The 19,114-nt window shown below is 70.8% G+C and carries 13 protein-coding genes; 11 read left to right on the plus strand and 2 right to left on the minus strand.

The genetic code is table 11. From position 1 onward, the window contains the following. Positions 1 to 175 precede the first annotated feature (175 nt). From ACFPCV_RS28040 to ACFPCV_RS28085, 10 genes are all read left to right on the plus strand, one after another. Entirely contained in the window at positions 176 to 709 is a 534-nt protein-coding gene (locus ACFPCV_RS28040; protein ID WP_378059367.1) for a hypothetical protein, read from the plus strand. A gap of 245 nt (positions 710 to 954) precedes the next feature. Next, positions 955 to 1,911 carry an esterase/lipase family protein gene (locus ACFPCV_RS28045; RefSeq protein WP_378059368.1) on the plus strand — a complete coding sequence of 319 codons (957 nt, stop codon included), beginning with the start codon at positions 955 to 957 and terminating at the stop codon, positions 1,909 to 1,911. Beyond that, entirely contained in the window at positions 1,904 to 4,624 is a 2,721-nt protein-coding gene (locus ACFPCV_RS28050) for a tetratricopeptide repeat protein (RefSeq protein WP_378059370.1), read from the plus strand. The genes ACFPCV_RS28045 and ACFPCV_RS28050 overlap by 8 nt, the downstream gene beginning before the upstream one ends. Continuing rightward, entirely contained in the window at positions 4,621 to 6,198 is a 1,578-nt protein-coding gene (locus ACFPCV_RS28055; RefSeq protein WP_378059371.1) for a tetratricopeptide repeat protein, read from the plus strand. The genes ACFPCV_RS28050 and ACFPCV_RS28055 overlap by 4 nt, the downstream gene beginning before the upstream one ends. A gap of 24 nt (positions 6,199 to 6,222) precedes the next feature. Beyond that, positions 6,223 to 11,286, plus strand: a complete 5,064-nt coding sequence (locus ACFPCV_RS28060; RefSeq protein ID WP_378059372.1) for a CHAT domain-containing protein — start codon at positions 6,223 to 6,225, stop codon at positions 11,284 to 11,286. Further along, positions 11,283 to 11,522: a hypothetical protein gene (locus ACFPCV_RS28065; RefSeq protein WP_378059373.1), complete on the plus strand. Its 240-nt coding sequence runs from the start codon at positions 11,283 to 11,285 to the stop codon at positions 11,520 to 11,522. Before ACFPCV_RS28060 ends, ACFPCV_RS28065 begins: the two co-directional genes overlap by 4 nt. Continuing rightward, entirely contained in the window at positions 11,512 to 11,928 is a 417-nt protein-coding gene (locus ACFPCV_RS28070; RefSeq protein ID WP_378059374.1) for a nucleotide exchange factor GrpE, read from the plus strand. Before ACFPCV_RS28065 ends, ACFPCV_RS28070 begins: the two co-directional genes overlap by 11 nt. Further along, on the plus strand, positions 11,925 to 14,009 hold the full coding sequence (locus ACFPCV_RS28075) for an Hsp70 family protein (protein ID WP_378059375.1): 2,085 nt from the start codon (positions 11,925 to 11,927) through the stop codon (positions 14,007 to 14,009). The genes ACFPCV_RS28070 and ACFPCV_RS28075 overlap by 4 nt, the downstream gene beginning before the upstream one ends. Next, positions 14,006 to 15,742 (plus strand): Hsp70 family protein, encoded by a 1,737-nt coding sequence (locus ACFPCV_RS28080; protein WP_378059377.1) that lies wholly within the window; start codon positions 14,006 to 14,008, stop codon positions 15,740 to 15,742. Before ACFPCV_RS28075 ends, ACFPCV_RS28080 begins: the two co-directional genes overlap by 4 nt. 321 nt (positions 15,743 to 16,063) lie before the next feature. Continuing rightward, entirely contained in the window at positions 16,064 to 16,687 is a 624-nt protein-coding gene (locus ACFPCV_RS28085) for a recombinase zinc ribbon domain-containing protein (RefSeq protein ID WP_378059378.1), read from the plus strand. A gap of 172 nt (positions 16,688 to 16,859) precedes the next feature. Here ACFPCV_RS28085 and ACFPCV_RS28090 read toward each other — a convergent pair whose 3' ends face one another. Further along, entirely contained in the window at positions 16,860 to 17,729 is an 870-nt protein-coding gene (locus ACFPCV_RS28090) for a Wadjet anti-phage system protein JetD domain-containing protein (protein WP_378059379.1), read from the minus strand. Positions 17,730 to 17,745: 16 nt separating this feature from the next. Here ACFPCV_RS28090 and ACFPCV_RS28095 point away from each other — a divergent pair, with 16 nt between their 5' ends. Beyond that, positions 17,746 to 18,168 (plus strand): trypco2 family protein, encoded by a 423-nt coding sequence (locus ACFPCV_RS28095; RefSeq protein ID WP_378059380.1) that lies wholly within the window; start codon positions 17,746 to 17,748, stop codon positions 18,166 to 18,168. Here the strand turns inward: ACFPCV_RS28095 and ACFPCV_RS28100 are convergent. Further along, positions 18,152 to 19,035 (minus strand): IS5 family transposase gene (locus tag ACFPCV_RS28100; RefSeq protein ID WP_378059381.1). Its coding sequence is split into 2 segments (ribosomal slippage): positions 18,152 to 18,655 and positions 18,658 to 19,035, totalling 882 coding nucleotides; the frame shifts between segments, so codons are not numbered across the junction. The genes ACFPCV_RS28095 and ACFPCV_RS28100 overlap by 17 nt on opposite strands. Positions 19,036 to 19,114: the final 79 nt, after the last annotated feature.

Consider the following 19,114-nt stretch of genomic DNA (forward strand, 5'->3'; position numbering starts at 1 on the left):
AACCCAGCAGCCATCACAAACTCCCAGCTCACAGAGGGTGTTGCAACGACCGAGTGAATCCACCCCGAGTCCGAGTCACTGACCACGAGCCTCGCCACCGCGTTCGTCCAGGGTTGTGATCCGGTCCGGCCCACGTTCCCGCTCCGGATCCGTGACTCCGAGGAGAGGAGCGCACATGCCTCGCCAGAGAGCTGACATTCGGCTGGCCGGGGAGACGCCCGTCGAGAAGGGCGTCGCGGTGCCACTCACGGGCCGGATCGGCGGTGTGCCGGGCGCGGCGCTGCGCGAACTGGTGCTGGAACCCCAGTTCGCGCACGACGTCACACACCTGTTGCCGCACTACGTGCAGGTCGAGAAGGTGCTGTTGGCCGAGTACGCCCGGATGGGGGTGCTCGATGCCGAGCAGGTCGAGCAAATCGCGACCGTGCTGGGGAGCGTGACGGGGGACAGTCTCGTGGCGGACTCGGCCGGCAACCTGTCCGACGTCGCGCTTGCGCTGGAACGCCACGTCACCGCACGGTGCGCAGCGCCGTCCTGGCATGTCGACCGCAGCCGAAACGACCTTCAGGCGTGTGTACAGCTGATCACGCGCGGACACAGTTCAGAGTGCACGGGTGGTGGGTGGAAGGTAGCATCCAGTCAACGACGTGTTACTATGCGTCAATTTTGTCCCGAGACTAACCAAAGTTCCAAAACCCTGTGCCGATGATCGTGTCTCCGCAGGCCGTTCATGATCCGGATGGCGTGGCACAGCGCGGGGACGCACCGCATCTCGTTATGGCTACTTTCCGTTTAGAGTTTCAGCCAACGCCTGACACGCTGGGTGACAAGGCATAGTCTTTGGGTGAAGGTTTGTCACCGTGCCGGGGAAGGTGCGGTCTGGGGGAAGGACGTCTGGTTGCCCTGCGCTACAAGTAGTTCGCCACATCGCGTCTGCCGACCGTAGGACGGTCCATGCACGACGGCGACGGGCCGACGATCCGACGTGTCGGCGGTAAGGCGGGATCGACCCGCACTCTCGACCTGGTGGTCATGCACGGCCTGGGCGGGGATGACATTTCCACCTGGACGCAGAAAGGCTCGTCCGAGTCCTGGCTCGAATGGCTGGTTCAGGACATTCCGTCCATCGCGGTGTCCGCCCTTCGTTACCCTGCCGGCCTGACGAAATGGACGACGGCGGGTGAGGGGATGGCGCTGCCCGAGCGGGCCAACGGCCTCATCGAAACATTGCTCTACCACGACATCGGCTCCCGTCCGGTGATCTTCGTCTGCCACAGCCTCGGCGGTCTGGTCGTCAAGCAGATCCTCCGGAATTCGAGCGAGCTGGCCAAACCGGAATGGAAGGTCATCGCCGAGTCGACGCTGGGAGTGGTCTTTCTCGCGACGCCACACTCCGGGTCCACCCTCGCGTCGATCGCGAAGGCCGTCCCGCTCGCCCGCCCCACCCGGACGACGCTGGCGCTGACTGCCCACTGCCCTCACCTGAAGGACCTCGGCGACTGGTACCGGCAGAACGTGGCCCGACTCGACATCCAGACCGCGGCCTACGCCGAGAGCCAGAAGGTGAAGCGAGGTTTCCGCCTGGTAACGGTCGTGAACTCGACCAGCGCGGACCCTGGCATCGTCGACTGCGTCACGACCAGCGTCGACGCCGATCATTCGGGCATCTGCAAGCCAGCCAGCCGTGCGACGGCTGTTTATCGAGGTGTCGAGATGTTCGTCCGCAGGCAGCTCGCCCGCATTCCGGTAAACGGCGTCCCGCTCGTGCCCCCGATCAACCCGCCTCCCGAGGTAGTGCGGCAGCTCCGGGAGTTCGACAGGCTCGGCGAGTTGGAACTTTTGCCGCTGGCCGACGTCACAACACTGAAGATGGGTTTCCTCAAGCGGCACTACGGAGTCAACGATGAGTAGTCTGCGCCGCCGAACCCACGACATCTGCATCTCCTACGCGCCCGACGAAGCTGGTGATGTCAGGGAGGCGCTCGCCGACGCCCTTCGGGCGCACGGTATCTCCGTCTGGCCCGACGGTATCTGGGCGCGTGCCGCGAGCTCGGTCGGCGCGATGCTCGCGCTGGTGTCCGACGAGGCGCTCGGCTCCACGCGGTTTCGGGACGAAATCGACGAAGCACTTCGGGTGCTCCCGGCGGCGGATGTCGTGCCTGTCGCGACCGGGCCGCTGGACGTAGAACGCCTTCCTCGATGGCTGGCGACTCGTCAGTGGCCACATCTGCGCGGAGCCGACCAGGCCGATGACGTCGCCGAACGGCTGCGTCCCTTGCTCACAGCCAGGCTGGGCATCGCGGAACGCGAGCCCGTGATCGGCGGTGACCCGCCGGCGCGTGTGCCGTTGGCCGGTGCCGGTGACTACCTCGGGGAGTTGCGTGCCCGGCGCACCGGGCTGACCTGGATCGTCGGCGAACCCGGGGTCGGCAAGACGATGCTGGCCCGCGAATACGTGTCCCGGGTTCGGGACGAGATGGAGCTCGGCACGTGGATTCACGGCGGTGCGTCCGCCGAGCCCACCGGCGGGCGCTGGCTCGTCGTCGTGGACGGGCTCGACGAGATGCCCGACGAACGCCTGCTCGGTGGGTCGCGTCGCGTTGTCGTGACCAGCCGGCGGCTGCCGGATCCGGTGCTCCTGCACGAGTACGACTGCTCGATGATGGTCGTTGGCCCGTTGCCCGCGGACGCGCTGGCGAGCTACCTCGACACGGTCGCCCTTCCGCCCGCGGAACGTCAGGCGGTCGAGAGCGCCGCCCGGTCGGGCGAGGTCGTGTCCCGGCTCGTGGCCCGGCTTGTCGGCGACGAGGATCGGCTGCGGGCGTTCACCAGTGAGCTGGCCGACCCGTCTGCGACCGGGTCCATCCTCGATCGGGCGCTCCTCGCGGTAAGCCGGCAGCTGTCGGAGTCTGAGCGCCATCGGTTGCGGGTATTGGCTTTCTGCGCCGACCTGCTGCCCCATCTCCACGACGAGCTGTCCTCCCGCCTGGTGGCCTGGGGAGTCTGCGTCGACCGTGAGAACGGCACCGAGTTCGCCGATCGGGCAGTCGTGGAGTCGCTGCGGGGAGGTGCGTCGCGACAGGTCATCGAGGACGCCGTCGCGTATGTCACCGCTCGGCTTCCCGAGCCGGAGGACGGGGAGGGCTTTCTTCCCGGCGTTGTCGAGTTGTTGGAGTACGCCGAAAGCGCCGAGCTCGCGATCTGGTTGGCGGCGGTGTGGCTGTCCCGGGGTGAGCCCGCCCGTGCCGCGCCCTACTGCGCCCAGGCGGAGGAGCTGGCAGACCAGGGGGAGCAGCGGATCCGGGTGATGAACCTGCGGTCGGCGATCGTCTCCGCGCAGGGCAGGGTGGAGGAGGCGCTGTCGGTCGAGCGGGGAACGGCATTGTTCGCCGCCGAGGCACTCGGGGCCGAGCATCCGCTCGCGATCGCGTCGACGGCCAACGTCGCGACCAGCCTGCGCGCGCTGGGGCAGGTGGCGGAGGCGGTCACGGCAATGCGGGACGTGGTGGCCAGGAGCGAGGCGACGCTGCCGCCGAGGCATCCCGATCTCGTTGCGGCGTACGGGAACCTCGCGGTGTGCCTGCGTGACGTCGGGCATCTGGACGAGGCGCTGACCGTGCTGCGCACCGCGATCGAACGATCCGAGGACGAGCACGCTCGCCGGTGGCTGGAGCAGATCCTCGCCGCCTCGCTGAGTGACGCCGGCCGGCACGACGAGGCGGAAACCGTGCTGCGACAGGACGACCAGCCGACCGCGCGGGCGAACCTGGCCGTGGTCCTCGCCCGGCAGGGACGCCTTGACGAGGCGATTTCACTGCAGGCGACCGTTGTCGCCGACCGCACGGTGGCTGGCGGGCCGGACAGCCCGGCGACGGTGGCCGCGAACGACGTCTACACCACGCTGCGCGACGCGGCGTCGCGTCAGCACGCGGTGTCCGTGCGGATCGAGTCGGCCGTCGACGTGGGTATCGAGCGGGACGGGGACACGGTGACCCTTTCCGTCGACCCCGACAAAGGGGAGCGGCTCACCGCGTCGCTGACCACAGAGCCGGCGGCCCGTGCGCACGTCGGGCGGTTCGCGGGTGGGAGGCTACGTCTGAAGGGAGTCGCCGAGAACCTGCGGTACGTGCTACGACTCCTTTCCCCCGACGACGAGGGCTCCACGCGAACCGTCGGGGACTGGGCCGGTGGGCTGGTCGTGGTGCGCGGTACGACCGAGGTCGCCGAGCCGCTGGTGGTGATCTCCGATCCCGACGGCCGCACGGTCACCGTTACCAGGACCGCCGCCGCGGTGTCCGGGCTCGGCATCGGCGACCGCCTGCTGGTCGTGGAGCTGCCGATCAGGACAGCCGCCGGGCACCGCCTGCTCGCGCCGTTGCGGTGGAACCACCTGACCGACCGGTGCGAGGCCACCGTGCGGCTCGTGGACGCCGACCGGGTGGACGGCGACGAGTGCCTCGACCTCCGTCGGGCCGGCGACTTAAACGCCGCCGCCGTGGACGAGTCCGTCGGCCGGGCACTCGGCGAGACCGTCGACGCCTGGGTCCGGCTCGCTGGCGACCCTGAGCTGCCGCCGGGGACCGCCACCGTCCTCCGGCGCCATACCGAGGAGGAGCCCCGATGAGCGTCGAGTCCGCCGTACAGCTGCTGGACGGCGGTGACCGGGACCAGGCCGCGCGACTGCTGGTGGACGGGCACCGCGCGGATCCCACCGACTTCCGGGTCGCCCACGCCCTCGCTGTGCTGACCCTGTGGTCGGCCGTGCGGGAGCCCGAACGTGCCGACTGGCGGCTCTGCCTCGGGCTCTGGGGCACCCTGCTCGCCGACCCGCACTTCTGGGATTGGCTGCGCGGGGACGCCGAGCGCCGCTATCGCACCCCCGTGCCGGACTCGGCGGCGGACTCAGTGCGGGAACGCCTTGAAGGATGGCTGTCGGAGACCGTCACCCGCAACGCGGACGACCAGGTCGCCGCCGCGCTGGCGCTTGAGGTGCGGGCGGCGCGGATCGCCGCGGTCCGCGGTGGCGTGCCAGTGGGCGCCGACCGCGCGATCCCGTGTGGGCCGCTGCTCGTCGCGCACCTCGGGCTGCAGGAGGAATGCCGTGACCTCGCGGCAGGGCTTTGGGCGTCCCGGGATGCCGGGACCCGCCGCACCGCCATGTACTTCTCCCAGCTCGGCGTGGCGCGGGTGCTGCTCGAACGGCACACCCCGGCCGGGGCGCTGGCGAGCCTGATGGACCTGCGGTGCGCGACCTGCGTGCGGACCGGCGGGAACGTGGCGTCACCCAAGGTCTGCCGGTCGGGATGCACCACCTTCGACGAGCGAAACCCCGCGTACACCTGCCGTGGCTTCGGCCGGCGACGGTTCCGCGCCGACGCCGTCGAGCTCGTCGTCCAGGCCCACCTGAGCGCCGCCAAGGCCGCGATCACGACCACCGAGCTCGATGTCACCGTAGCCAAGCGGTACTGGGACGGCGTCGCGGCCATGCCCGAGGCCACCGCCGAGCTCAAGGCGCACCTGGACCAGTTCGTGCTGCCCCGAGTGCGGTTCCTGCGCAGGACCCGGCCCGAGGACGCGATCGCTGTGCTCGAGGCGCTCCCGCTCGCGTTGTCCACCGGCCCGAACGACGACGTGTTCGGCGACGCCGTTTGTGCGCTCAGCATGCTCCTCGCCGAGCGCGGCATCGGGTTCGCCAACCGCGAGCGGCCGAAGCTCACCAGCGCGCGGGCCGACCTGAAGCGGGCACTCGAGCTGAACCCGTCCTCCTGGTTCGCCTGCCGCAACCTGGTCGTCGTCTCGCAGAACCTCGGCGTGTCCCTGGTCGGGGTCGACCCGCAGAAGGTCGGCCGGGCGGTCGCGCTGCTGGAGGAGGCCCGCGAACACCTGCGGCAGTTCCCGAAGCGCGTCGCCGGCGCCGAGCTCGCCGAGGTGACGAACCTCGTCGAGGACGACCTGGCGGCCCTGTGGAACGTGCAGGCGGTGCGGGCCCACGAGGCCGGCCGGCACGACAAGGCTGAGCAGATCATCGACAAGGCCATCGCACTGCGGCCGAACATCCCGATCCTGGCGAAGAACCGGCGCGTGATCACGGACGCCAAGCGCTGGATGGACAACCCGCGGTCTTACCTCCGCCGCCTCATGTGGCGGAGGTTCGTGGACCGGGTCAAGGACTGGTGGTGGACGTGGATGGGCCGATGACGCGCGGCGGGGGGTGAGGCTGCCGTGATCCAGTACGATGAGCTGCGGATCCGAGCGTTCCGGATCGGCCCCCACCGGTACTTCGTGGTCGCGAACGGCCCCACTTCGGCGGCCGCCGTGGTGCGAATTGGGCCGGAGCAACGGTTCGGGGAGTCGTTCGCGCGCCTGCTGGACGAGGAGTTCCGGCGCGCGGAGCGGTTGCCGGCCCCCATGCACGAGCGCGTCCGTGACCTCGGGCAGCAGCTGTTCACGGTGCTGTTCCCCGACCCGTTGCGGGCCTGCCTGTTCGAGAGCGCGCGCCGGGCCGTGCACCACGACCGGTGCTTGCGGATCCGGTTCGAGCTCCCGCCCGAGCTCGGCGAGCTCCCGGTCGAGATTCTGTGCCCGCCGTTCCCGGAACGCCGGCTGACCGGTGACTCCCGGTTCTCCCTGACCCGCTCGGTTCCCGGCTCGGCGCTGTCGCCGCGACGACTGCCGGCACCGACGAGCCGGCCGGAGCGGTTCCGGGTGCTGGTGGTCGCTGCCGAATCGCGCACCGGCCGCGTGCTGAACCTCGGCTCAGAGGTCGCCGCGTTGCGCGACAGCCTCAACGCCGGCCCCCGGCGGGCCGCGGTGACGGTCGAGACGCTCGGCGGTCCCGGGGACGACCACAAGGGCAAGCGCCCGACGCTGGCGAACCTGCGCGCGGCGCTGGCCAGGCACCCGGAGATGCCGAGCGCGCTCATCCTGCTCGGCCACGGCGTCGGCGGGGACGGCAACCACGGCGGGCAGGTGTACTTGGAGGGCAGGGACGGCCAGCCCGAGGCGGTCGCCGGCGAGCGGCTCGCCACCGAGGTCGCGACGGCACCGAACGTGCGCCTCGTCGTGCTCAACCTGTGCGCGGGCGCGCGCCACGCCGCGGCGGAGCACCTGCGCCTCGCGGTCGCCGACGAGCTGGTCGCGCGGGGCATCCCCGCGGTGGTCGCGATGCAGGCCGACGTGAGCGACGGCGCCGCGAGCCGATTCACCCCCACCCTGTTCGCCGAGCTGGCGGCCAACCGCTCGCTGGACGAGGCGATGGCCATCGCGCGCCACGACATGGTCAACACGCGGGACGAGACCACGCTGGAGTGGGCGACTCCCGTGCTCGTGCTGCACGAGCAGGCCCGGCACAGCTGGCTGTTCAAGGCGGTCAAGGTCGTCAAGGGGACCGTGCCCGGCGACCCGCTGGCCGACGGGCAGCGGGCGACCGAGGAGGTCGACGACCCGCCGGACGGTGTGGTCCGGCTGGAGGCGCTGGTCGAGGCGAGCCGGTTCGCGCGGGTGCTCGGCGACTGGTCCCAGGTCGTCCGGTTCGCCGACATGGGCCGCGAGGAGCACCCGGAGCCCCTGGAGTGGCTGGCCCAGGAGGCGCGGCTGGAGCTCGCGATGACCCGGTGCCACGCGATCTGTGAACTGCTCGCCGGTGACGACGACCCCGCCCGGGCGGAGGCCGTGCTCGACGGGCTGGGGCTGGTGGTGCCCGAGCAGGTCGTCGACTGTCTCGCCCAGGAGATGCGGCTGGCCACAAAGGCGCGGGCAGCCCTGGAGGCGGCGCGGCGGGCGGCGGACGCCGCCGACTGGGAGCCGGTCGTCGCCTACTGCGACGAGGTCCTCGCCGAGTGGCCCGACGGGTACCGCGACACGCGGGCACTGCGGGAAATGGCCGTCGCCGAGCTGGACCTGGACGCCCGATACGGACAGGGCGGGCGGCGCCGCGAGACCGGCGACTGGCACGCCGCGGTCGAGGTCTACGCGGCGATCGTCGAGCTCCGCCCGGACGGCTACCGCGACGCCGCGAGGTGGCGGGACTACTGCCGCGGTCGCCAGCTGGAGTCGGAGGCGGCCCTGGAGAGCGCGATCGACTCCTACAAGGCGTCCGGCGGCGTTGCCGACGCGAGCGGCCGGGCGGCCCACTGCCAGGCCTGGCAGGCCGACCGGCACGAGGACTGGGCAACGGCGACGACGTACTACGAGGCGGCGGCCCACGAGGGCCTGGACGTGGGGCCGGACTTGCCCTACGCCCGGGGTCGGCGGTCGCTCGCACTGCGGGAGTTCGCCGAGGCGGCCCACCTGCTCGGCGCGCTGCCCGAGCAGTACCGGGACGCGCACGCCTGGGCCCGGTTCGCCGAGGGCCAGGTCGCCTTCGCGGCCACCGAGTGGGGCGATGTGCTCGACGCGCTCAGCCGGCTGCCGGCCGAGTTCGGGGCGGGCGAGGTGGGCCGCCTGCGCGCACTCGCGCGGGCACGGCTGGCCGTCGAGCGCGAGGACTGGGCAGCGGTCATCGAGGCACTGCAGGACGTCGAGGACGTGGACGACGACGAGGTGCGGGTCGTGCGCCTGCTCGCCCGCTGGCGGCTCGCCGAGGACCGGGGCGACTGGTCGGCCGTCGTCGCCGAGTACGAACAGGTCCGCTCGCCGAGCCCGGAGCACACGGAGTGGTTGCATTACGCGACCGGGCGGATCGCCGAGAAGGCCGGGGACTTCGGCCGGGCGTTCGGTGAGTACGAGCGGGTCACCGACGCCGTGCGCGACGTGGTGCCGCGCCGTGTCCACGTCATGGGCCGCCAAGCGGAGGAGGCGCTGAACTGGGTCGGCGCCGAGCACCACTTCGGCCAGCTGCCACCGGAGTTCGAGGACTCGGGCCGCCTGGCCGGGTACGCCAGGGCGCGCTCAGCCACCGAGCGGGAGGACTGGCCGGTCGTCGTGCAGAACGCCGGGGCGCTCGGGTCGTTCCGGGACGCGCCGGTGCTCGGACGGTACGGACGCGCCCGGCTCGCCGAGTCCGAACAGGACTGGTCGAGGGCCGCAGACCTGTTCGGGGAGTGCTCCGGCCACGCGGACGCCGACGTCCGGGCCGACTACGCGCGCGGCCGCTCCCTGGCCGCCGACGGTCGCTGGCGGGAGGCCCTCGCCCGCTACGATACCGTGCCGGACGGCCACCTCGACGTGTCCGACCGCCGGGCCCGGCTGACCGAGCTGCTCGGCTCCTTCGGGTGGGCCGAGCGGCTCGTGGCCGCTGGCCTCGAGCCCGACCCGAGTGCCGCCGACCGCCCGGACTTCCCGTACCGGGTTCTCGCCGCGTTGGGGGTCGGTCCGGCGGCGTCCGTCCAGCAGGTCAAGGACGCCGAGATCCGGGCCATGCAGGAGAGCGCGCCCGCGGCCGTCCGGGTGGCCGCGGGCCTGCGGTCGTGGCCCACCCGGCTGGGCCTCGACGCCGACCTCTACCCGGTGCGCGACCCTGCGGGGCTGCGCCGCGTCCTGGGCGCGGTGACCGACGGCGAGCCCGACGACCTGTTCGGGCGCATGTGCGAGGCCGCCGTCGACGCGCCGCTGCTGACGCTGCTGCACGTTGGCCGGGAGCAGGCGATCGAGGCCTGGGAGCAACGCATGCGCGCGGACCCCGCCGACCTCGGCACTGCGCACTGCCTCGCGATCGCGCACCGGTGGGCGGCCCGCGACCTGGACGGCGCCGGCGCGTGGGAGCACGGCCGGATGGCCTGGCACCGCTGCATCGGGATGTGGGTGACCGTCCTCGGCGACGAGGACTACTGGGAGCGGTGGCGCCGCGAGCGGTCGACCACCTACCACTTCATGGTCCCAGTCGCCGAGGTGCGCCAGCTACGCCAGCACATGGTAACCGGGCTCGCCGACGAGCTGACCGGTGCGGCGGACTGGCACGACGCGGCTGGTCGGCCGCGTCGTGCCGAGCAGTACCGGATGCTCGGCCTGGCGGTCCGGACGGAGGTCGTCGGGCGGGAGGTCGCCGAGGAGGTGGGTGGCCTGCCGACCCCGGGCCGTACAGACGAACACGTCGTCGGCGGCCCGGAGTACGTGCGGGCCACCGGGCTGGCCAAGTCGGTCGCGGAGCTGGCGGCCGGGCTGGTACGCCGCCGGGACGCCGCGCTATCCGACTCGGACGCCGTCCCCGGCGACGCGGCCGGCGGGATCTCCGACGAACAGGTCTCCCGCTTCTGCGCGGCGTTCTCCAGGCTCGCTCCCGCCCAGGCACTGCTGGAGTCGGGCCGCCCCGAGCGGGCGCTCGCCATGCTGCCGCCGACCCGCGGGCGGCGGCTGGCCGACTCGACCAGCTGCGACTGCGCCAAGCCGGCTGGCGACGAGACCTGTGCGAGCTGCCGGCGGTTCCGCGGCGAGGACCCGGCCTACCTCCGGCTGGGCGGCCGGGAGGCCCGCCTGTTCCAGGACGCCGCGCTGATCGCCATGCGGTGCCACCTCAAGGCGGCCCGCTCGGCCGTCCTCGGCGACGACGAGCGCGGCGTGGACGTCGCCGTGGCCGCGGTCGAGGCCGTGGTGGAGCTGGCCTCCGCCGCCGGGCTCGCCGTCCGTGCGCGGCGGGACCTCGTCGACTTCGTGGGCACGACCGTCGAGACGATGGTCACGCCCAGGTCGGCCCGCCCCCGGATCGGCCGCGCCGTTGACCTCGCCACCCGCGTCCGGACCCGGCGTGGGCTCGCCAACGACGAGACCCTCCGGCGGATCCACGCCGGCGCGCTCTGCGACCGCGCGCAGTGGTCGGTCGCCGCGGAGGAGCTCGAACACCCCGACTACGACTCGGCGATCGCCGACCTGCGCGAGGCGATCCGGCTCAGCCCGACCCTGCTGCGCGCCCGCGAAGGGCTGGCCCACACGCTGGTCCAGCGCTCGGTGTACCGGCTGCACTGGGCCAATGGCCACGAGCAGTCGCTCGCCGAGGCGCTGACCGTCGCGAGCGAGGGCCTGCGCCTCGCCCCGGGCATGGCCAGGCTGCTGGAGGTCGTTGAGGCGGTCGCGAGCCAGGTCCGCGGCGTGGTCTACCGGACGCTGACCGAGGCGGAGCTCATGGAGCTCCGGCCGCCCGCGGTACCCGCCGACGGGTCGCGGGCCGACACCGCCTCGGTCCTCGTCCGGGAGGCGAGATGCACCGGCGCGGCCGGCGACCGGCGGGCCGCCCTGCTGCTCGCCGTGGACGCCGTCCTCGCCGACCCGGGCGACCAGCTCACCCGGGACACCCTGGCCGACCTCCTCGCCGGCTGGACCGCCGGTCGAACCGACGACAGGAGCACGACGTGAAGGATCCGCTCACGGCCTGGGACGGTGAGTTCCCCTACGACGTCCTCGCCGGCATCTCCCCGGAGTCGAGCCACGCAGAGGTGCAGGACGCCCCCTTCAAGCTCATGCGGGAGAACCGGTTCACCCGCGACGCGCAGGTGGCGTGGGAGGAGCTGCGGCACGTCGAGCGACGGCTGTTCGTCGACCTCTTCGTCTACCCGAACACCGCACCGAATGGGGGCGACCATGGCCGATGAGACCTACCGCAACGACGCGCACGCGCTGCTGAGGGCGTTCAACCACCGCAGCGAGCTCGACAGTCTCCTGGACTCGCTCATCCCGGTGCTCGACTCGTTCGACCGGCTGCGCCGGGGCACCGAGAACGGCCCGGTGCCGAAGGACCCCGCCGCCCTGCTGGAGACGTTCGGCCGCATCGGCGCCCAGCTCGAGTCGGCGGTCGCCCACGCCGGGCTGCTCGGCTTCGGCGCACCGGGAGACGCCGTCGACCTCGACCGCTACCGGATCGTCGACGCCGTGCCGGGCGGGGGAGTGCGGGAGGACACCGTCGTCGAGGTGCTGCGCCGCGGCTATGAGAAGGACGGCAGGGTCCTGCGCTCTGCCGAGGTGATCGTCGCCGAACGGGATGAGGAGCAAGCACAGTGAAGGCCATCGGTATCGATCTCGGGACGACCAACTCTGTCGCGGCGATCCATGCCCCGGCACGCCCCGCCTACGTCCTGGAGAACGACCACGCGCAGACCCTGACACCGTCGGTGGTCGGCGTGCGCGTCAAGGACGGCGAGGAACGCATCCTCGTCGGCCGGCCCGCGGTCCAGGGGGCGCGGACCTCGACCAGCACCATCTTCTCCGTCAAGCGGCTGATGGGCCGCACGCTCGGCGAGTCCCAGATCGTCGAGCTCGGCAAGCGGTTCGACTACGAGATCGTGCCGACCTCCGAGGAGGACGCCTCGGTCGCGATCCGCATGGGCACGACCGTGCGCACCCCGGCCGAGATCTCCAGCCTGATCCTGCGCAAGATCAAGCAGGACGCGACGAGGGTACTGGGCGACGAGGTCACCCACGCGGTGATCACCGTGCCGGCCTACTTCGAGGCCGCCCAGCGCGCGGCGACCCGGAAGGCCGCCGAGGAGGCCGGCCTGGTCGTGAAGCGGCTGATCGACGAGCCGACCGCGGCGGCGATCGCGTACGGTTTGCGCGAGGCCGGGACCGAGGGCCGCCGGGTCCTGGTCTACGACCTCGGCGGCGGCACGTTCGACGTGTCGCTGCTGCAGATGATCCAGGGCGACAACGGGCGCACCCAGTTCCACGTCGCCGGCGTCGCCGGCGACAACTGGCTCGGCGGCGACGACTTCGACCAGCTGATCATCGACAAGGTCATCGAGGAGGTCCGCGCCGAGCACGGCGTGGACCCGCCGGGCGACCACGCCTTCCGGCGGGCACTGAAGGAGCAGGCGGAGCTGGCCAAGTGGCAGCTCGGCTCGGTGGACGTCGCCGAGGTCGAGCTCGGCGCGGCGTTCCGGCTGCCCGACAACGGGCCGTTCGTCGACATCCACGTCGAGCTCTCCCGGGCGGAGTTCAACCGGCTCGTCGCGCCGTTGGTGGAGCGGACGATGAGCCTGGTCGACGACGTGCTCCGGGAGGGGAACTTCACCGCCGACGACATCACCGACGTACTGCTGGTCGGGGGCTCCACGCTCACCACGTGCGTGCGGGAGGCGGTGGTCAACCGGTTCGGCTCCGGCAAGGTGCGGATGGACGTCAAGCCGATGGAGTGCGTCGCGCTCGGGGCGGCAATCCTGGCTGAGGGGGAGACGGGGCTGGAGTGCTCCTCCTGCGGGTCGCCGAACGACGAGGGCGCCGGGGCCTGCCAGGAGTGCGGCCACCCGCTAGGCACCACGCGGGACCCGTCCTACAAGATCTACGAACAGACCGCCATGGCGCTGGGCATCGCCGCCATCGACGGCGACAACGCCGACGCGTTCGTGCCGATCATCCCCAAGGGCACCCCGTACCCGCTCGAGGAACCGATGCGCAAGAGGTTCACCGCGGCAGGGCGTCGTGTGCGGATCCCGGTGCACGAAGGGGTGAACCCGCTGGCCAGCCAGAACCGCGTACAGGGTGTCGTCGAGGCAGTGCTGCCGGAGGGGCTGGAGCCCAACAGCGACGTCGAGGTCGAGTTCAACTACGACGGCGACCGGATCGTCACCGTCAACGTGCGGGTCCCCGGCACGACGTTCAACCAGCGGACCTCGTTGCGGCCGCAGCCGATCGAGCAGGACACGCCGTCGACCGAGGAGGCCAAGGAGGAGCTCGAGCGGGCCATCGACCTGATCGAGGACTTCGTCGGCCGATACGGTGTCTACATCGAGCCGTGGCAGCTCGACCGCGTCAAGCGGCACCTCTCCGACGCCAAGCTGGCCTACGGCGGCTCGGACGCCGACGAGCACCGCCGGTATGTCAACCTGCTCTACCGGGACATGGACAACTGCGGCCTCGCGACGACCATGTACTTCGCCGACGTGGTCGCCGACCGGGCCAAGCCCGCGGACAGCGAACGCATCCGGCGCAGCTCCCACACCGTCCGCGACGCGCACACCTCGGGCAACGAGGCACGCCGCGCGCAGGCGGAGCAGGTGCTCAACGAGCTGATCCAGCGCGAACTGGAGAAGCAGACGGGAGGAGTCGTCACGGACATGGCCGAGCTGCTCCGCACGAAGCCGTGAGCGGCGCTGTCGTCGGTGTCGACGTCGGCAGCCGCGGGCTGCGGATCGCCTGGACCCCGGGAGGCGAGCAGCCGGCGGAGGTGACCGACCTGCCGCCGACCGGGTCGTCGCCGTGGGTCGGTGCCGTGCTGTCGCCCCGGTCGATCGGGTTCGTCTCCGTCCGCGAGCTGCGCTCGCCCGCGGCCGTCGACACGCTCACCAGCGAGCTCGCCCGCGCCTGCGCGACGGTCCGCGGGGAGTCGGGTGCCGACGTGTCCCGTGCCGTGCTCAGCGTGCCGACCCGCCTGGGGTCCGCTGATCGGACGAAGCTGCGCGACGCCGCCCGGGCGGCGGGGTTCGCCGAGGTCCACCTGATCAACGACTCGGTCGCGGCGGCCCTTGCCGACGGGTCGGGGGAGCCCCGGACGGTGCTCGTCTACTCCCTGGGCCACAGCGGGTTCGAGACGGGACTGCTGCGGGTCGCCCGGCGGCAGGTCCGGGTGCTCGGTCACGCCGGGGCGATGGAGCCGAGCGGTCTGGCGATGGACACGTGGCTCATGCAGGCCTGGCTGGGCAGCCTGAGCGGCCAGGACGTCGAGGACCTCAACACCTGGGACGCGCCGCGATGGGCGCGGCTGCGCGAGGTGGCCGAACAGGTCAAGGTGCGGCTGGCCGGCGGTGATCGGGTGACCCTCGCCTGGCCACCCTGGTCGTCCGGGGACGGGCCGTCGAAGCACGTCGAGACGCCGTCGCCGGAGGAGTTCGGCCGGTACCTGGACGAGCAGGTCGCGGGCACCGCCAAGCACGTCCGCGAGGTGATCGCCGACGCGGGGATGACCTCGACCGACATCGACGCCGTGCTGCGCGTCGGCGAGGCCAGCGCGCTGACGGCGGTCCGGGCCATGCTCGAGGCGGAGGCGGGTAGCGCGGGGAGTCCCGCCGAGCCGTACCGGCTCGCCCGCGGCGCCGCCGTCTACGGGTCGTACCTGCGCCCGCCGGCGGTGAACAAGGACGCGGAGTTCGTCGACCCGCAGGACACGGCGGCGCGGCCGGTGCTCGCCGTGCGCATCCCGGAAGGCCCGGCCGGCGGACCGCCCGACGTGTTCGAGGAGGTGCGGCGGCTCTGGGCCGGCGGCGCGACGGACGAGGCGAGGACGCTGCTCACCAAGCTGGTCGACCGCGCCAACCGGATGCTCGCCGAGATGGATCGGCCGGCGCCTTCGTCGGCTCCGGAGTCGGTGCCGGAGTCGGTGTTCGGTCCGGAGTCGGCTCGGGACTCGCTGTCGGGGTCGCTGTCGGATTCGCGGCGGGAGGAGCCGATGCCGGCGAGTTCCACACCGGAACAACGGGATCGCGCCCGGCGGGCCATCCGTCGTGCTGACCGGTTGCTCCGGAAGGGGCAGCTGCAGAAGGCGGTCGACGAGTCACACCATGCGTTGAAGCAGGCGAGCGACGACGGTGAGATCTTCGCCGGGATGATCGGCATCCACGTGGACGCTGCCCGGGCACGCCCCGGCCCCGCAGGCTACGCCGAGGCACGGCTGTGGTTGGGGTGCGCGCGCAACCACGCGAGGTTCAACGAGACGGTCGCCGCCTACATCGTCGAACGGACGTTGGAGTACGCCCGGCACCAGCTCGCCCACGACCAGGTCGACGACGCGCGCAGGCTGCTCGAGGAGTGCATGTTCTACGAGCTGAGCGATCCGGGCGTGCGGGAGCTCGCCGAGGAGCTGGCGGCGCGAACGCGGAACTGAGCGCGAGTAGCGACATCGCCTCCTGTTGACACTTGGCTGGATATCAGGGTCATATCGGCAACGATTCACGGTGCGGCGGGTCCTGAACAGCTCAGTGGCGATAGGATCAGGTATGCGAGGGAATCAGGCGCTTTGAGGTCCCCTCCCCCCGTTTGTCGGGACACCTTGGCGTTGCCCCAGATGCTGGACTCGATCTTGTGGAGTCGATGGCTTGTCGTCTGGAAGGCTGTCGATCATGCCGAAGGCGTATCCTCCGAGTTCCGTGCTCGAGCGGGAGGCCGCGCGTGAGCTGGGGATCAGAGCCCGTATCTCCTTCGCGGGATGGTCCGTTGTGGAGTCTGCGGACGGAAGATGCAGGGCGCGACAATCCGGAAGGGCGTCTACTACCGGTGCATCGCGCGCACACTCGCGCCCGGCTCGCTCGCGCTGGCCGATCACCCGAAGACGGTGAACCTCCGCGAGGACCAGTTGATCGAGCCGTTGAACGGCTGGATCGGCCGGTTGTTCGACCGCGAGCACATCGATCAGACGGTGGCTGAACTCGTTGGCTCCCAGGGAGATGACGGGGCCGCCGAGCACCAGGCCGCGAAGAAGCGCCTCTCGGACGCGGAGACGGCGATCCGTCGACACCAGGCCGCCATCGCCGCGGGCGTCGACCCGACAGCGCTCGTGGAAGTGATCAACGCCGCACAAGCTGAACGAGGGGCAGCGCGGGCCGCGCTCGCGAGCGTGGGGAGCGTGCAGACGATCGACCGTGCGGAGGTGTACGCCATGATCGACTCACTCGGAGACGTTGGAGCGACCTTGAAAGAGGCCAAACCAGCAGGTCTGGCGAGACTCTACGAGGAGTTGCGGTTGCAGGTCCGGTATGAACACCAGGAACAGGCCGTCTATGTTGCGGCCAAACCGCGTGTGGTTAGTGAACGTGTCCGAGGGAGGGATTAGAACACCTGTTCGAGGGTAATCTCCCGATTTCCGGGAGGTTGCTCATGCCTCCAGGGTACCAGCGAGACGCCGCTGGCAGCGACCTCAAGTCGGCCATGTGTTGAGGCCATGAACGGTTAGGGGCTGGGTGCTCCGGCGTGTTGTCTGGGTTGGGGCGTCAGGGTTCGGCGTCTCAGCCCGACCTGTCCGGTGACCGATTGCTGCTGGCAGTCTGCGCGCGTGGTCCCGAGACGTGGGACGTGAGGGCGTCGACTGCGGCGTGAAGTGGGATGCGTTCCTGTTCAATGCGCCGATGGCCCGAAAACGCTGGGTCAAGGAGACGTCGATACATCGCGTGTTCGTCCGGGGTGAGTCGCGGTAGGGGTTTGGGGTTTCCTGGCTTCAGCGGGTTGCCGTTCTGGTCGGTGCTGGTGCCGAAGCGCGCGTAGGTGTCGTAGGTGGTGGAGTCCATGAGGATGCTGGTGACAGGGAGGCCGTCCTCGCGCCAGCCGTTGAGGATCTCGTAGCCGTGGGCGTCGATGTCGCCCCAGTAGTAGAGGTGGGGAGTGTCCGTGAGCCACGGGAAGGCGGCCGCGGTTTTGCCGCCGAATCCTGAGCCTTCGACGGCGATGCCGTGAGTGGTGGGTGGGAAGTGGATCGCGGTGTCCTTGTTCTCCGAGATGACGACTACTGAGGGTTGGTACGGGGGAGTGAACGTGTCACCGACGGTTGCGGTGTCGTGGCGGCGAGCTCCGGTGGCGAGGTAGGTGGGGTCGAGGTAGGTGAAGTGGATGCGAGCGGGGTGTCGGGGGAGCAGGCCGAGGGTGTCCCGCCCTGTGAGTAGAAGGATGTATGGCTGGTGGGTGTTGAGCCATTTCGCGTGCACGCCGGGGATGGGGACCTGTCGGGGTGTGAGGCCGGTGGCATCGTTTGTGTTGAACCAGGTGGCGACGGTGAGCAGTAGCGCGAATTCTGAATCGGGATAGCCGTCGGTTCCCCGGATCAGGCGTGGGAGGTCGGGGAGGCCGGGGAAGTGGCTGTTGATCAGGTCTACTTCGGACACTCGGCGGACGCTCAAGGTGAGCGAGGTCCGGCTCACGCTCAACGTCGTCGCGGCCACGACCGGTGGGGCCAAGTTCGAGTTCACGATCCCGTTCATCGGCATGAAGTTCGGCCTCGGCGGCTCGGTCACCACCACCGACACGCACACAATCGACATCACGCTAATGCCGTCCGATCTCAAGCCGGGTTTCGAGGTGCGGGGGGCCGATGTGGACGACGTGCTCGTGGACGCAATCGAGACCGTGATGGCGGTGATGGCGCACGCCGGTGGGGGCGACGATCCGTTCGTGCTGAAGGAAAGCACAGTCGAGCTGACGTTCGCGGTCACGGCCGCCGGCACGATTTCCCTTGGCGTGTCGGGGGAGAACAAGAACGAGGTCACCCACACGCTCAAGCTCGTGCTAGGGCCTGTGTCGAAGTCGGTCAGAGCCATTCGTTGATGGCGGCGATGTGCACGGTGGCGTGGTAGCGGACGGCGAGTTTGTCGTAGCGGGTGGCTACGGCGCGGTTGCGTTTGAGCCGGTTGATGCCGCACTCGACTGCGTGGCGTTGTTTGTAGGTCTCGGGGTCGAAGGCGGGTGGCCGACCGCCTTTCGATCCTTTGGCTTTGCGGTGGGCGTCCTGGTCGGTCTTGCTGGGGATGGTTGCCCGGATCCCTCGACGGCGCAGGTGGTCCCGGTTGACCTTCGAGGTGTAGGCCTTGTCGGCCAGGACACGATCGGGGCGGGCGCGGGGACGCCCACCGGCCAGTCTCGGCACCCGGATACCCATCAGCACCGGGATGAACTGCGGGCTGTCGCCTCGTTGACCGGCGGTCAGCACGACCGACAGCGGCTTCTGTCCCTGCTCGCAGCCCAGATGCAGCTTCGTGGTCAACCCGCCGCGAGAGCGACCCAACGCGTGATCACCAGGCTCAATCCCACCAGTCTCGATGCTTGGCGGTTCGGCCTGAAGATCCCCCTTTTCCGCGCACCCGCGGCATGCTGATGCGCCCGAGCGATGGTGGAGTCCACACTGACATCCCAGGTGATACGCCCAGCCGCGTCCGCGATGGCCTGCAGCGTGGTCAGGATCCGCGACCAGACACCCGCCCGTTGCCAGCGCCGGACCAGCGCATGAGCCGCCGCCCACGACCCATACGCCGTCGGCATGTCCCGCCAAGGCGCACCCGTGCGCACCCGCCAACGAATCCCGTCGATCAACCGCCGCTTGCTCCATAACGACGGCCGACCCGACCGCACAGGCTGGGGCAACAACGGCTCCAGCACCACCCACTGCGCGTCAGTCAGGTCGAACCGCCCCGCCACCGCTAGGGTGTCTGAACCGCCCCGGGTCTGATGGAGACTCACTCGTTGAGTGAGGATGTGGATCATGGCCGGGAAGAGT

The sequence above is a fragment of the Actinophytocola glycyrrhizae genome, assembly GCF_042653545.1.
GTDB classification, from domain to species: Bacteria; Actinomycetota; Actinomycetes; order Mycobacteriales; family Pseudonocardiaceae; genus Actinophytocola; species Actinophytocola glycyrrhizae.